The sequence below is a fragment of the Streptomyces sp. NPDC045026 genome, from assembly GCF_056432625.1.
In genome coordinates this window covers 122,694-135,123 of the sequence record NZ_JBWKIS010000022.1, presented here as the reverse complement: position 1 = coordinate 135,123, position 12,430 = coordinate 122,694, and the positions used below count along the sequence as shown (strand labels likewise).

Here is a 12,430-nt window from a genome sequence, read left to right as displayed (position 1 = left end):
GGCAGTACGGCGGGACCTCGCCGTACTGCCGCCGCCTGCGCCCTCGGGCCTGTCCGGCGGATCAGGTGGCGTGCCGGACCCCGCGACCTGATCCGCCGGACAGGCCCTAACGCTGCTTGGCCACCCGGAGCAAGTGGAGCGCCGGTTCCGGCAGTTCGCGCCCCTTGGGCCAGACCGCGTGCAGAACCCGGTGCAGCCGGACGGCGGGATCGACCTCGACCTCGACGAGCCGGCCGGACGCCACGTCCTCGCGCACAGCGAGAGCGGAGAGCACCGCGGGGGCCAGACCCCGGGCTGCCGCGCTGCGCAGCGGCGCGGTGGAGCCGAGTTCGAGGACCGGCACGGCGATTCCGTCGTACGGGCGCAGTGCCCGCTCCAGCGTCTCCCGTGTGCCGGAGCCCGCCTCACGCAGCAGCAGTGGCGTGTCGGCCAGCTCGCGCCCGGTGAGCGCACTGCGGCGGTGTGTCCAGGGGTGACCGGGCGTCACCACGACCGCGAGCCGGTCGCGTCCCACCGCTGAGCTGTGCAGATCGTCCGGGACCCGAGGGCCCTCGACGAAACCCAGATCGCAGCTTCCGCGGCGCAGTGACTCGACCACGCCCCAGCTGTTGGTCACCGTCAGCCCGACGTGGGCGTCCGGCGCACTGTCCCGCATGGTGACGAGCCAACCCGGCATCAGCTCCTCCGCGATGGTCAGACTGGCGGCCACGTGCAGTCGGCTGTCCTGCCGTGACCGCAGGGCCGCCGCCCCCTCGACCAGTGCCGCGGCCTGTTCGAGCACCGCGCGGGCCCAGTCGGTCACCACCGCTCCGGCCGGGGTGAGCCGGGATCCCGCAGTGGACCGGTCCAGGAGATGGAGCCCGAGATGGCGCTCCAGCGTGCGCATCCTCGCACTGGCCGACGGCTGGCTGATGAGCAGCCGCGCCGCAGCCCTGCCCAGGCTGCCCGTCTCGGCGACGGTGACTAGCAGTTGCAGTGACTGCAGGTCGGGCAGAGGTCGTTGACCGCCATCGGGGGCCTCGCCGTGCTCACCCATACGACACCTCTCAAGCGACGCGTCTCGTGCGGGCTCTTCAAAGAAGACCCTCATAGGGAAACCACCATAGGGGAGCCCTCATAGGGGAACCCTATGACCTGGGTTCGGATTGGTGTCTACCGGGGTGCGGGGATCCCCCAGACGCTGGTGATCATGACACTGAGCACGGAACGCACCCAGTCACCGTCCCCCGGTCGACAGCCGGCGAAGCCGTCACCCGGAGGCAGCGCGCCGGCCCCGGGTCCGGTGCGCCGCAACGCTCCCGGCCTCGCGCTCGCCGTCGTAGGGCTCGGCCTCGCCGAGGCGCTGCACACCTTCCTGCCCGCCGTGCCGATGCTGACCGCCGCCGTCGTACTCGGAGTCATGGCGGCGCACGTTCCCGGCCTCCATCCGTTCGTACGCGGTCGGGGCCGTGCGGGGCTCTCGACGGCCGGCAAACGACTGATGCGCGCCGGCATCGTGCTGCTCGGACTCAAACTCAGCATCGGTGACGTCCTCGGCCTCGGCTGGGCGACGGTGACCATGGTGCTCGGCGTGGTCCTCGCCACCTTCTTCGGGACCTGGTGGCTCGGCCGGAAGCTGGGCCTGCCGGGCGACCAGCCGCTGCTCGTCGCCACCGGCTACTCGATCTGCGGCGCCTCCGCGATCAGCGCCGTCAGTTGTGCCCTGGGCAAGGACGAGGACGATGAGCAGTTGGCTGCCGACGTGGCGACCTCCGTCGCTCTGGTCACCCTGTGCGGGACCCTCGCCATCGCGGTCCTTCCACTGCTGCACCACCCGCTCGGCCTCGACGACATTCAGTTCGGCCGGTGGGTGGGCGCCGGCGTCCACGACGTCGGCCAGGTCGTGGCCACGGCGCAGACCGCGGGCCCGACCGCGCTCGGCGAAGCCGTGATGGTCAAGCTGATCCGCGTGGCGATGCTCGCACCGCTGGTCGCCGGAGTCGCGGTGGCCCACCGGCGCCGCCGGACCCATGACCGGGCCGGCGGCCCGCAGGTGGCGGACGCCCGCCGCCCGGCCGTGGTGCCGCTGTTCGTGATCGCTTTCCTGGCGATGACGGCCCTGCGCAGCACGGGCCTGCTCCCCACCGGAGTGCTCGACGCCGCGGACACCGCGCAGCAACTCCTCCTGGCCATGGCGCTGTTCGGCCTCGGCAGCGCCGTACATCTGCCGTCGCTCGGCCGCTCAGGAGTCAGGACGGCCCTGCTCGGTCTCGCCTCCTGGGTGGTCGTCGCGTCGGTGAGCTACGCGGGAGTCCTGCTCACCACCTGAACGGTCACCACCTGAGCGAGCACACCGGGCCCCAGGCCCGCGCCGCTCTAAAGGACCTTGGCCAGGAAGCTCTTGACGCGGGCGTTGTCGTTGGCCGGTGAGAAGAACTCCTCGGGCGGCAGGTCCGCGGCGATCCGGCCGCCGTCGATGAACACGACGCGGTCCGCGACCCTCCGGGCGAATCCCATCTCGTGCGTGACCACGACCATGGTCATGCCGTCCTTGGCCAGACCGCTCATGACCTCGAGGACATCGTGGACCACCTCGGGGTCCAGCGCGGACGTGGGTTCGTCGAAGAGCATCAGCTGCGGATCCATGGCCACGGCCCGTGCGATGGCGACACGCTGCTTCTGGCCTCCGGAGAGCCGGTTGGGGAAGACGTCCTCCCGGTGGCTCATGCCGACCCGGCCGAGCAGGGCGCGGCCCCGCTCCTCGGCGTCCTCGCGGCTGCGCCCGAGCACATTCATCTGCGGCAGCACGACGTTGCGCAGCGCGGTCATGTGCGGGAACAGGTTGAACTGCTGGAAGACCATGCCCATGCGGGCACGCAGCTGGTTGAGGTCGGACCCCGTCGCACTCAGCTCGTCCCCGTCGAAGACGACACGTCCGGTGGTCGGCGTCTCGAGCAGGTTCAGGCAGCGCAGGAAGGTCGACTTGCCGCCGCCGCTGGGGCCGATGACCGCGACGACCTGGCCGGGCTCGACGGCGAAATCGATGCCGCGCAGGACCTCGTGCTCGCCGTACGTCTTGGTGATGCCGTGGGTTTCCAGGAGTGCCATCAGACATACACCGCCATCTTCTTCTCGATCACTTGGGTCGCGGATCCGATGAGGTTGGTCAGGATGTAATAGAGGAGCCCGATGAACAGGTAGACGGTCAGCGCGTCGAACGTGCGGGAGATGATGGTCTGGCCGACGAGGAACAGTTCACCGATGGTGATGAAGGAGACCAGCGCCGAGTTCTTGGTCAGCGACACGAACTCGTTGCCCAGCGAGGGGAGCATGCGCAGGAACGCCTGGGGGACCACGACATGGCGCATCGCCGCGGCGTGGGACATGCCGCAGGAACGGGCGGCCTCGATCTGACCGCGGTCCACCGACTGAACGGCACCGCGGAAGATCTCGGTGACGTAGGAGCCGCTGTAGAGGCCGAGGGCGATCACGCCGGCGGCCATCGGCGGCAGTTGCAGTCCGAGCTGGGGCAGGCCGAAGTAGATGAAGAACAGTTGGACGACGAACGGGGTGCCGCGGATCACGGAGACGTAGGCATTGCCCAGCCAGCGCACCGGAAGGACCTTGCTGAGCTTGGCGAAGCCGCCGAGCATGCCGAGCGTCAGGCTGAGGCAGAGGGACAGCAGGATGATCATGATGCTGACGAGAAGGCCGTGCCAGATCTGGCTCCACGAGTCCACGATGGTCGCGGGGTTGAGGAGCGGGTGGTCCTTCTGAGCCTTGGCGCCGCTCTTGGCGCCGAACCACTTGCCGGTCAGCTTTGCGTAGGAGCCGTCGGCCTTCATGTCCTTGAGGGCGGAGTTGAACGCGGCAGTGACCGCGGAGTCCGACTTCGGGAGCGCGTATCCGTAGTTCTCACCGGTCAGTCGCTTGCCGACCTGCTTCAGGCCGCCTTGCTGGGCGATGAAGTATTGGCCGCCGGGCGCGCCGGTCACGACGGCGTCGGCCTGGCCGAGCTTCACCGAGGAGAACATCTGCTCGTTGGTCTGCACGGTCACGCGCTGGGCGCGGGGTTGGTGCTCCTTGAGCCACTCGACCGACTTCGTACCAACCTGCACAGCCACCTTCTTGCCGGCCAGGTCGTTCACCGAGTGCACCGAGTTGTCGTTCTCGGGGACGAACATCGCGAGGCCGCCGGGGTAGTAGACGTCCGTGAAGTCCACGACTCTGGCCCGCTCGTCACTGATGTAGATCGCCGAGGCACCGACGTCGATCTGGTGGGCCTGCAGTGCCGGGACGATGTTTCCGAACGGCATCTGCGTGAAGGTGACCTTCTTGATGCCCGCTCGCTCGGCCAGTGCCCGGACGAGCTCGACGTCGAAACCGATCTTGCCGGCCTTGGCGTCGGTGAACTCGAAGGGCGGGAACGTCGCGTCGGTACCCACCCGCAGGGTCGCGTGCCCGGAGCGGAGCCGGTCCAGCTTCTGGGCGCCCGCCTTGTCGGCCCCCTTGCCGCCTTGATCGGCGGCGGCCGGCGAGGCGCCGGCCAACAGCAGAACGGATGAGAGGAACCCGGCCAGGACGGCCGCGGCCCTTCGTCCTATGGATGCTCTTACCATGTTCAACTCCATTCGGGCCTGCGTGCGGGACGGATCCACGGTGCTGTGACTCTTCCGGCCAATGCCGCAGGCTGGGTGGGTGCGCCGGCGTCCGGGAAGCGGGGTGGCTGGGTCAGCCGAGGGGGACGGCGTCCGGACCGGTGGGCAACGTGGCGCGGCTCCGGGCACGTTGGGAGCCGACCGTGAGGGTGTGGACGAGCCGGGCGGCGAGCCCGGCGGTGCGGTCGTCGATGTCGTAGTCCGGGTTCAGCTCGACGACGTCCACCAGCCCGAGTTTCGGGCTGGCGGCGACCAGCTTGCAGATCTCGACGATGACGGTCGGGGGTACGCCGACCGACGCGGGCGCGCTGACGCCGGGTGCGCAGGCGGCGGGCAGCACATCGAGGTCGATGCTCAGGTGAAGGACGTCGACGCGGTCCACGAAGTCCGCCACGAAGGCGAGCACGTCGGAGAGGTGGCGCTCCTGGCATTCCTCGTCCGTCCGGTACGCCACGTTCAGGGCGTTCGCCGCGTCGAAGAGGGCGACTGTGTTGCTCGGCTCGCTGATACCCACCACCGCGTACGTGAACGACGCGCCGCGGGCGGCCTCGAGGCCGGTGATCTGCCGGAAGGGGGTGCCGGATGTGGCGCGCGATGCCTCGCGCAGATCGAAGTGCGCGTCGAGGTTGAGGATCCCGAGCCGCTGCCCGTCCAGGGCGCCGCTGTCGGCGAGTCCCCGGTACGAGCCGTACGCGGTCTCGTGGCCGCCGCCCAGCACCAGGGGGGTGTGGCCGGCACGGACCAGGTTGGCGACGGCAGCGGCGAGCCGGTCGTGCCCGTCCTCCAGGTCTTCTCCCACAACCCGGACGTCACCCGCGTCGTGGACGACGATGCCGGCGTCCAGGGCCTTGGACGCCAGGGCCCGCCGGATCGCTCCCGGGCCCTTGGAGGCGCCCGGGCGGCCGCCGTTGCGGCGCACCCCTTCATCGCTGCGGAAGCCGATCAGGGTCGTACCGGGCGTTGTGGCGTCGAAGGAGTTGATCGCGGAATGCCAGCGTCTGTGTGCCGGGCCTGAACCGTCGATTCGGCCTTCCCAAGTGGCGGGTTCGGTCACGACGGGCGTGGGGTGGGTGTTCATGGTGTGCGTCCGAACTCATGATGGTGATGTGGTGCTGGGAGGGGGGTTGGGTTGCGTCAACCGGTGGCCTGCGGGGTGTGCAGACGGCGGAACGGGCGTGTGGCGCAACGAGGTTGGGGGCGTCATGGCAGGAGCTCGTCGAAGCGACTGATGTCCTGAGCCGCGGCGTGGGTCAAGGTGAGCAGGGTCTGGTGGTTGTGGCGGATCCGGAATTCGGGTGCCATGGTGCTGACGGTTCCGGTCACCTGGCCGAGCCGGTCGAACACGGGGACGCTGACGCCCCAGACACCCTCGTCGACAGCCCCGGTGCTCACGGCGTACCCGCGGTCGCGGACACGTCTCAGCTCCACGTGGAGTGCCGAGACGCGTTCGGCGGTGAGCCCGTGGGCCTCGCCGACCGCGGTGACGCGCTCGCGAGGAAGGTGGGCGAGTATCGCCTGGGCGCTGGCTCCGAAGGTCAGCGGCTTGGTCAGGCCAGGGGAGAAGCTGCACTTGATCATCCGCGACCCCTCGGCGGCCTCGACGCACAGTACCTGGTGGCCGCTGGGGATGAGGAAGGCGGCCAACTCCTGGGTGTCGGCGGACAGTTGAGTGAGCCGACGCTTCACCTCGCCGCCGCTGAGCGTCTCGCGACGGTAGTTCTCGGCCATCTGCACGGCGAGCGACCCGGCGCAGTACCGGCCGCGGGTGCGGGTGTGACTGACGAGGCCGAGCTGCACGAGATCGTTCAAGTGCCGGTACACCGCGCTGATGGGAATCGCGGTACGCCGGGACAGATCCTGGGCGGTCACCGTCGTCTGTTCGGCGAGCGCGACCAGGATCACGCCGGTGCGGTGGCCCGGCCCCTGAGCGGTCCTTCTCGATGTCACCAGCCGGACACTAGAGGTTTATTTCAGCCACACAAGGGGCGTCCACCCACTGGATGGGAATTTTCCTGTCGACCAGTGGGAACTGCTTGCTCTCGCAGGGTGCCTGTCCATCTTGTTCGGACGTGCGTTCACATGTCGTGGCTCGAAATGTGCCACCGCGGGAAGGCTCCTGTAATAGGCTCAGTCAATGGATTGGGTGGCTGTTTGATTGTTGATGCCAAACCGACCCGACTCGTAGCGTCGCACCGGGCCCCTGCCCAGCCGTCTGTCGACGGCCTGCACGCCGAATGAGAGTCGATCTTGAGTATTTCCTTGCCGAAACCCGAAGCGGACGACCGCCTCCAGGCAACCGGAGCCGCATCGCCCGCCGCGGAAGACGCATCGGGTACGGCCTCGCCGTCGAAGGTCCGTTCCCTGCTGGATCTCGTCGGCTACGGCTTCTTTCCGCTCGCGTTCCTGAGCCGCATGCCGTTCGCCATGACCGTGGTCGGTGCACTCACGCTGGTCTCGGACGTCAGGGGCTCGATCGCCCAGAGCGGTGCGGTGTCCGCCGTGATCGGAATGGGCACGGCGGTCTTCGGCCCGGCTGTCGGGATGTTCGCCGACAGGTACGGGCAGCGCCGCGTCCTGCTGGCCGGCTCCGCGGTCAATGTCGCCGCTCTTGTCGGGTTCGTACTGATGACGTACTCGGCGGTGTCGATCGTCTGGGTCGGGGTCGTCGGCTTCCTCGTCGGCGCGAGTGCCCCGCCGGTCGCGCCCTTGTCACGCACACGCCTGATCACTCTCGTGACTGCGGGGACCGCGGCCACCCGTCGGCGTGACGCGCTCCTTTCCCTGGTCATGAGCTACGAGTCCGTCGCGGACGAGTTCGCCTTCGTGCTGGGGCCGGTGGTGATCGGCCTGCTGGCCACGGCCTTCGGGGCCGGCGCCCCGCTCGCCTTCGCGGCGCTGATCGCAGCCGTGTTCGTCGTGGCCTTCGCCCTCCATCGGACTGCGGCGCTGCCCAGGCTCCGCGAGGCGGCCGGGGGAGAAGCGCCGGCGGACGTCCGGAGCATCCTCCGCGTCCGGATCATGATCCTTCCCCTGGGAATGTTCCTGGTCGGCGCCTTCTTCGGCTCGACCCTGACCGCGCTGACCGTGTTCATGCGGGCCCGCGGCATGGAGCTGTCGACGGGGATCGTCTACGGCGGAATGAGCGTCGGCTCGGTCGCCACCGCGACTCTGATCGTCTTCGCCCCCGCGAGGTTCACCCTGCGCGCACGCTGGCTGGCGTTCGCGGCGATCGTCCTCGCGGCTTCGGGCGGGCTCGTCGTCGCCGACTCGGTGGCCCTGGTCACGGTGGCCCTGGCGTGCGCGGGATGTGGGATCGGCGGCGTGATCGTGACGCTGTTCAGCATCGCAGGCCGACGCACCCCGCAGGGGAGGACCGCCACGGTCATGACGACGCTCTCCTGCGCTCTGATCGTCGGCCAGGCGCTGTGGACCGCCCTCGGCGGGAGCATCAGCCAGGCCCACGGGTCGACGGCCGGATTCCAGGTCAGCGTCGTGACCGCGGCAGTGCTGATGCTCGTCGCGCTGGCGAGCTACGCGATGGACAGGCGCCGGGGGAAGAGCCCGGTGCGCGCGGGCGCCTGAGCCGGGCAGCGCACCAGGCGGACCGGCGCGCATGAGCGGAGCAGGAGCAGAGCATGGTCCCGGACGAACTCAAGAGACTCCCGGGCCCGCAGGGGGCTCCTCAGGCGAGGTTTCCGGCCTCGTCCGCAATGACCTCGCACAGTGCCCGCGCGTAGGGGCGGGGGTCGTCGTCACGCCACTGCATCTCCAGCGGCAGAGTCGCCGGCTTCCGCAGGGGAACCGTTCGCAGATCGTCCGAGAGGTGGCCGACGGCGGAACCGGGGACGAGCGAGAAGGCCCTGGCCTCGGAAAGGAGGTACAGGCGCGAGCCGACGATCCGGGGCGGGCTCACGAGCACCATCGGGTTGAGTCCCCGCTCGACACAGATCGCCAGCACGTAGTCGTAGTACGTCGGATGCTGCTCTCGTGACCACAGGAGCAGCGGTAGGTCATGCAGCTCCTCCAGGGCGATCTGGGCGGCTCCGGCACCGGGGTGGTTGCGGCTCAGCGCGACGAAGACCTCCTCGTCGGTGATCACTTCCGTACGGAAGCCTTCGATCGGATCGAGGAACCGGCCGAGCCCGATGTCGCCGTGACCTGCCGACAGGAGGCTGGACACGCCCCCGGTCTCGACGGCGATGTCCTCGATGTCGAGACCGGGAAGGTCTCTCTCGGACCGGCTGATCACAGCGGGAAGCAGCCGGTTGACCACGCTCGGCGTCGCGGCGACACGGATCGTCTTCATCCGCGACGCCTCGTACAACTGCACTTTGCTGACCAGGCGGTCGGCCTGAGAGAGCAGCCGACGCCCTTCCTCGACCAGCGCCTCGCCCGCGGGTGTGAGTGACGCCGAACGGCGGGTGCGGTCGAAGAGCGCCAGGTCGAGGGCCCGTTCGAGTCGGCTGACCTCCTGACTCACGGTCGGCTGGGAGATGTGCAGGGCCTCGGCCGCCCGCCCGAAGTGCAGGTGCTCGGCCACCATGACGAAAATCTCGACCTGCCGCAGCGTGATCCTCATAGCTCAAGCCTATCGAACACATGGCAATTGATTGCTGTTTCTGGTTGTCGCGGCGTCCGCATGCGCCGGATACGCGACGAGGTCAGCCGTTGCGCGCGGCCTCGACGAAACGGCGGATCAGGTGGGCACTCTTGACGCCTCTCGATGACTCGACCCCGCTCGAGACATCGACGCCGTCAGGGTTTGCCGACTGCACGGCCTCGGCAACGTTCGCGGGATCCAGACCACCGGCCAGCAACCAGAACCCCTGCGGAGGCCGCGCCCGCAGCACGTCCGTATCGAAACGGGTGCCGCCGCCCGGCAGCGGCGCATCGATGAGGAGACGGTCCGCAGGGTCCGTCGGCGGGCGCGCGAGGTACGTGTCCCGGGCCATTGCGCGGATCGTTCGGAACCCCGATGCGCGCAGCCGCTCGAAGTCGCCGTCCGACTCGTCCCCGTGGAGCTGGACCGTGGTGAGGCCCGCGGCCGAGGCCGTCGCGAGTACCTCCTCCACCGGTTGCGACCGGAAGACGCCGACGGTCTCGACCGCGGCGGGTACGCGTTCAGCCAGCGCGCGGGCCGACTCGGCGTCGATCCGCCGCGGACTGCCTGCCGCGAAGACGAAGCCCACGGCGTCGGCACCTGCGCCGACGGCGGCATCGAGGGTCTCAGCGGTGCGTAGACCGCAGATCTTGACGTACATCGAACCTCTTCTCATCTCCCTGATCCTGCACCTCGCCGAACGCGACCCGTCACGCGGCCCCTGCCGGGGCGAGGAGCGTGCGCGTGGCACGTCCGGCTGCCCATGCGGGGCGCCCGGGTGTCTGCAGTGACACCCGGGCGCCCCGCACCCTTCGTCCTCCGGCCGGTCAGTCCGCCGTCTCGGCGTCGACGGGTCGCGGAATCAGCAGCGACATGAGCAAGGCGAGCGCCATGATCGCGGCGCCGACGAGCAGCGCCGCGGTGTACCCGGCGTGGCTGCTCCCGCCGTGCGGGCCCATGGCCGCCTGCACGGCGGGCAGGATCGCGAAGCTCAGTCCGGCACCCAGGCCGAAGCCCGCGGAGTTCAGACCTGGCAGGAAGCCCGGGTTGCCCGGCGGGGAGAGCACGACCCCGAGGCCGTTGAGCATGATGTTGGCCATGCCCGCATAGACCACGCCGAGCAGCAGAGTGGCGCCGACGAGGAAGACCAGACCACGGGTGCTGAACATGGCGAGCCCGACGATGCCGACGACACTGCCCGCCAGCCCGATCCGCAGGATCGTGCGATAGCCGACGACGGACGCCAGCCTCCCTGCGAAGGGCGCGACGAACCAGCCCAGCAGCGCGTAGGGCGTCAGGAGCAGCAGCGAGGCGGAATCCGCTCCCAGGCCGAATCCGGTCACGGTGTCCTGCGCGATCGACATGGCGATCCCGTTGACCGCGGCGATCACACCCGCCAGGGTCAGCACGGTGGTGGCCACAGTCGCCCATGTCGCCCTGCGCTTGAGCAGGGTAGGCGAGGCCAGCGGCTGGGCGACCCTGCCCTCGATGCGCCAGAAGACCACGCCGCTGATGATGCCTCCGGCACAGAGCGCCGCGATCAGCGCCCAGTTCGCGCTGCGGCCCTTGCCCATTTCGTTGACCGCCGACTGGAACAGGAAGACGACGCCTGCGAGGAGCAGCACCCCGTACCAGTCCATGCGCACCCCGCGGGAGGGGCGCGACTCGGGGACACCGAAGTAGCAGAAGGTCATCGCGACGACGCCGACGGCGGCGATCACCCAGAAGACGGAGCGGAAGCCGAGCGTGGTCCCGAGCATTCCTCCGGCGATGGCGTCGATGCCCGCGATGCCTCCGTTGACCGCGGTGACGACGCCCATGAGGGTCCCGTAGCGTCGCGGGTCGCGGACCTCGTCGCGAAGGACCATCAGACAGATCGGCACCACCGCGCCGGTGACGCCCTGGATCCCGCGGGCGATGATCAGCACCGTCATGTCGGGCGCGAGCGCGGCGAGGATCTCCCCGACGATCATCACGGCCATCATCCCGAGCAGGATCCTGCGCCGGCCGACGATGTCGCTCAGCCGCGGGAGGAACAGCCCGAAGATGGCCGTGCCGGTGTAGAAGGCCGTCTGGGAGAGCCCGACGTCGACCTGGTCGGCATGGAGCTCCCTGCCCATGACGACCAGCACCGGGCTGAGCATGCTGGCGTTGAGCTGGAAAGCGGTGCACGCGGCGAGGAGCGCGATCACCAAGGCCACGACAGACCTGGGCCTGTCCACCTTCTGTGGCGACACGGTCGCTTCGATCGTGTCGCCCGCGGGTCGTGTCATCGGGATCCTGCGCTTGTGTCAGGGCCGGCCGAGGTCTCGGGAGCCATCGTGGAGCCGGGAGAGGCAAGGACGCGTGCCGCGCTGCTGTGGCCGCCGACGCACGCTTCGTACAGGTCATGGGTCGCGAGGTACGCCGTCAGGAAGCCGGCGGCGAAGGCGTCACCCGCACCGGTGAGGTCGCGGATCCGGTCCACCGGCGGCACCGGTACGGCAACGCGCTCGCCCCCAGGGACGTGGACGACGGTCGGATCGGGCCCGGCTTTCGCCACCACGACCGTCTCCGGGAGCAGGTCCCGGTTGGCCCCGGCCACACCGCCGGCCGAGAGGCCCAGGAACTCGGCCTCGCCCTCGTTGGCGATCAGGAATTTCGGCTTCAGGTCAGCCATGAGGTCCAGGAACCGCTGGACGCCGTAGTGCGACAGCATGCCGGTCGACGAGGCGTCGACCGAGACCGGAACACCGCGCTTCTTCGCCCGGCGGATCACCTCGACGACGGTGGTTCCGATGGGCTCGCCGTCGAAGGTGTACGCCGGTACGTGCAGCAATTCCAACCCGTCGAGCCACGCGTCCGGAACGTCGTCCAGCAGTGTCGACGCACCTCGGTGCGGCAACATCGTCCGCTCGGCGTTCTCGTCGATGAGGATCACGATCGTGCCGGTGCTTCCGCGGCGCTGGACGCGGACGTCCACGCCCTCTGCGGAGAGGCCGTCCACGAGCGAGTCACCGAGATCGTCGTCGCCGACACATCCGATGAACCGGGTCGGTCCGAGACGCGCCGCGCAGGCGGCGACGTTCGCACCGCTGCCGCCACGGGTGTGGAAGATCTCGGCTTCGGTGTCCGTACCGTGTCGAACCGGCTCCGCCAGCCACACGACGACATCCTGGACGAGATCGCCAATGATCCCGAGCAAGGTAGGCCT

General features: G+C 69.4%; 11 protein-coding genes. 2 read left to right on the top strand and 9 right to left on the bottom strand.

Annotated features, from left to right (window positions below):
• Positions 1–106 precede the first annotated feature (106 nt).
• Positions 107–1,036, bottom strand: a complete 930-nt coding sequence (locus AC07EJ_RS34070) for a LysR substrate-binding domain-containing protein (RefSeq protein ID WP_389491422.1) — start codon at positions 1,034–1,036, stop codon at positions 107–109.
• 153 nt (positions 1,037–1,189) lie between these two features.
• Here AC07EJ_RS34070 and AC07EJ_RS34065 point away from each other — a divergent pair, with 153 nt between their 5' ends.
• Positions 1,190–2,308 carry a YeiH family protein gene (locus AC07EJ_RS34065; protein ID WP_478885707.1) on the top strand — a complete coding sequence of 373 codons (1,119 nt, stop codon included), beginning with the start codon at positions 1,190–1,192 and terminating at the stop codon, positions 2,306–2,308.
• Positions 2,309–2,355: 47 nt separating this feature from the next.
• Here AC07EJ_RS34065 and AC07EJ_RS34060 read toward each other — a convergent pair whose 3' ends face one another.
• From AC07EJ_RS34060 to AC07EJ_RS34045, 4 genes are all read right to left on the bottom strand, one after another.
• The gene (locus tag AC07EJ_RS34060; protein ID WP_389491427.1) at positions 2,356–3,087 is read right to left on the bottom strand and encodes an amino acid ABC transporter ATP-binding protein; all 732 of its coding nucleotides are present in this window, start codon (positions 3,085–3,087) and stop codon (positions 2,356–2,358) included.
• Positions 3,087–4,598 (bottom strand): ABC transporter substrate-binding protein/permease, encoded by a 1,512-nt coding sequence (locus AC07EJ_RS34055; RefSeq protein WP_478885706.1) that lies wholly within the window; start codon positions 4,596–4,598, stop codon positions 3,087–3,089. The genes AC07EJ_RS34060 and AC07EJ_RS34055 overlap by 1 nt, the downstream gene beginning before the upstream one ends.
• Positions 4,599–4,710: 112 nt before the next feature.
• Positions 4,711–5,715, bottom strand: coding sequence for a formimidoylglutamase (gene hutG / locus AC07EJ_RS34050; protein ID WP_389491431.1), 1,005 nt, complete (start codon positions 5,713–5,715; stop codon positions 4,711–4,713).
• 122 nt (positions 5,716–5,837) lie between these two features.
• Entirely contained in the window at positions 5,838–6,584 is a 747-nt protein-coding gene (locus AC07EJ_RS34045) for an IclR family transcriptional regulator (RefSeq protein WP_389491433.1), read from the bottom strand.
• Positions 6,585–6,896: 312 nt separating this feature from the next.
• On the opposite strand from AC07EJ_RS34045, the gene AC07EJ_RS34040 reads away from it, so the two are divergent.
• Positions 6,897–8,219, top strand: a complete 1,323-nt coding sequence (locus AC07EJ_RS34040) for an MFS transporter (protein WP_478885705.1) — start codon at positions 6,897–6,899, stop codon at positions 8,217–8,219.
• A gap of 100 nt (positions 8,220–8,319) precedes the next feature.
• Here AC07EJ_RS34040 and AC07EJ_RS34035 read toward each other — a convergent pair whose 3' ends face one another.
• The 4 genes from AC07EJ_RS34035 to AC07EJ_RS34020 form a co-directional block, all read right to left on the bottom strand.
• A complete protein-coding gene (locus tag AC07EJ_RS34035) occupies positions 8,320–9,216 on the bottom strand; it encodes a LysR family transcriptional regulator (protein WP_389491439.1) in 897 nt (298 codons plus the stop codon).
• Positions 9,217–9,298: 82 nt separating this feature from the next.
• A complete protein-coding gene (locus AC07EJ_RS34030) occupies positions 9,299–9,898 on the bottom strand; it encodes a phosphoribosylanthranilate isomerase (protein WP_478885704.1) in 600 nt (199 codons plus the stop codon).
• A 166-nt stretch (positions 9,899–10,064) separates the two neighbouring features.
• Entirely contained in the window at positions 10,065–11,510 is a 1,446-nt protein-coding gene (locus AC07EJ_RS34025; RefSeq protein ID WP_478885703.1) for an MFS transporter, read from the bottom strand.
• Positions 11,507–12,421 (bottom strand): carbohydrate kinase family protein, encoded by a 915-nt coding sequence (locus AC07EJ_RS34020; protein WP_478885702.1) that lies wholly within the window; start codon positions 12,419–12,421, stop codon positions 11,507–11,509. Before AC07EJ_RS34020 ends, AC07EJ_RS34025 begins: the two co-directional genes overlap by 4 nt.
• Positions 12,422–12,430 lie beyond the last annotated feature (9 nt).

Excerpts from the sequence above, each read along its gene's own strand:
- AC07EJ_RS34070 (WP_389491422.1), bottom strand. The coding sequence starts at position 1,036 with ATGGGTGAGCACGGCGAGGCCCCCGATGGCGGTCAACGACCTCTGCCC.
- AC07EJ_RS34065 (WP_478885707.1), top strand. The coding sequence starts at position 1,190 with ATGACACTGAGCACGGAACGCACCCAGTCACCGTCCCCCGGTCGACAG.
- AC07EJ_RS34060 (WP_389491427.1), bottom strand. The coding sequence starts at position 3,087 with ATGGCACTCCTGGAAACCCACGGCATCACCAAGACGTACGGCGAGCAC.
- AC07EJ_RS34055 (WP_478885706.1), bottom strand. The coding sequence starts at position 4,598 with ATGGTAAGAGCATCCATAGGACGAAGGGCCGCGGCCGTCCTGGCCGGG.
- hutG (WP_389491431.1), bottom strand. The coding sequence starts at position 5,715 with ATGAACACCCACCCCACGCCCGTCGTGACCGAACCCGCCACTTGGGAA.
- AC07EJ_RS34035 (WP_389491439.1), bottom strand. The coding sequence starts at position 9,216 with ATGAGGATCACGCTGCGGCAGGTCGAGATTTTCGTCATGGTGGCCGAG.
- AC07EJ_RS34030 (WP_478885704.1), bottom strand. The coding sequence starts at position 9,898 with ATGTACGTCAAGATCTGCGGTCTACGCACCGCTGAGACCCTCGATGCC.
- AC07EJ_RS34025 (WP_478885703.1), bottom strand. The coding sequence starts at position 11,510 with ATGACACGACCCGCGGGCGACACGATCGAAGCGACCGTGTCGCCACAG.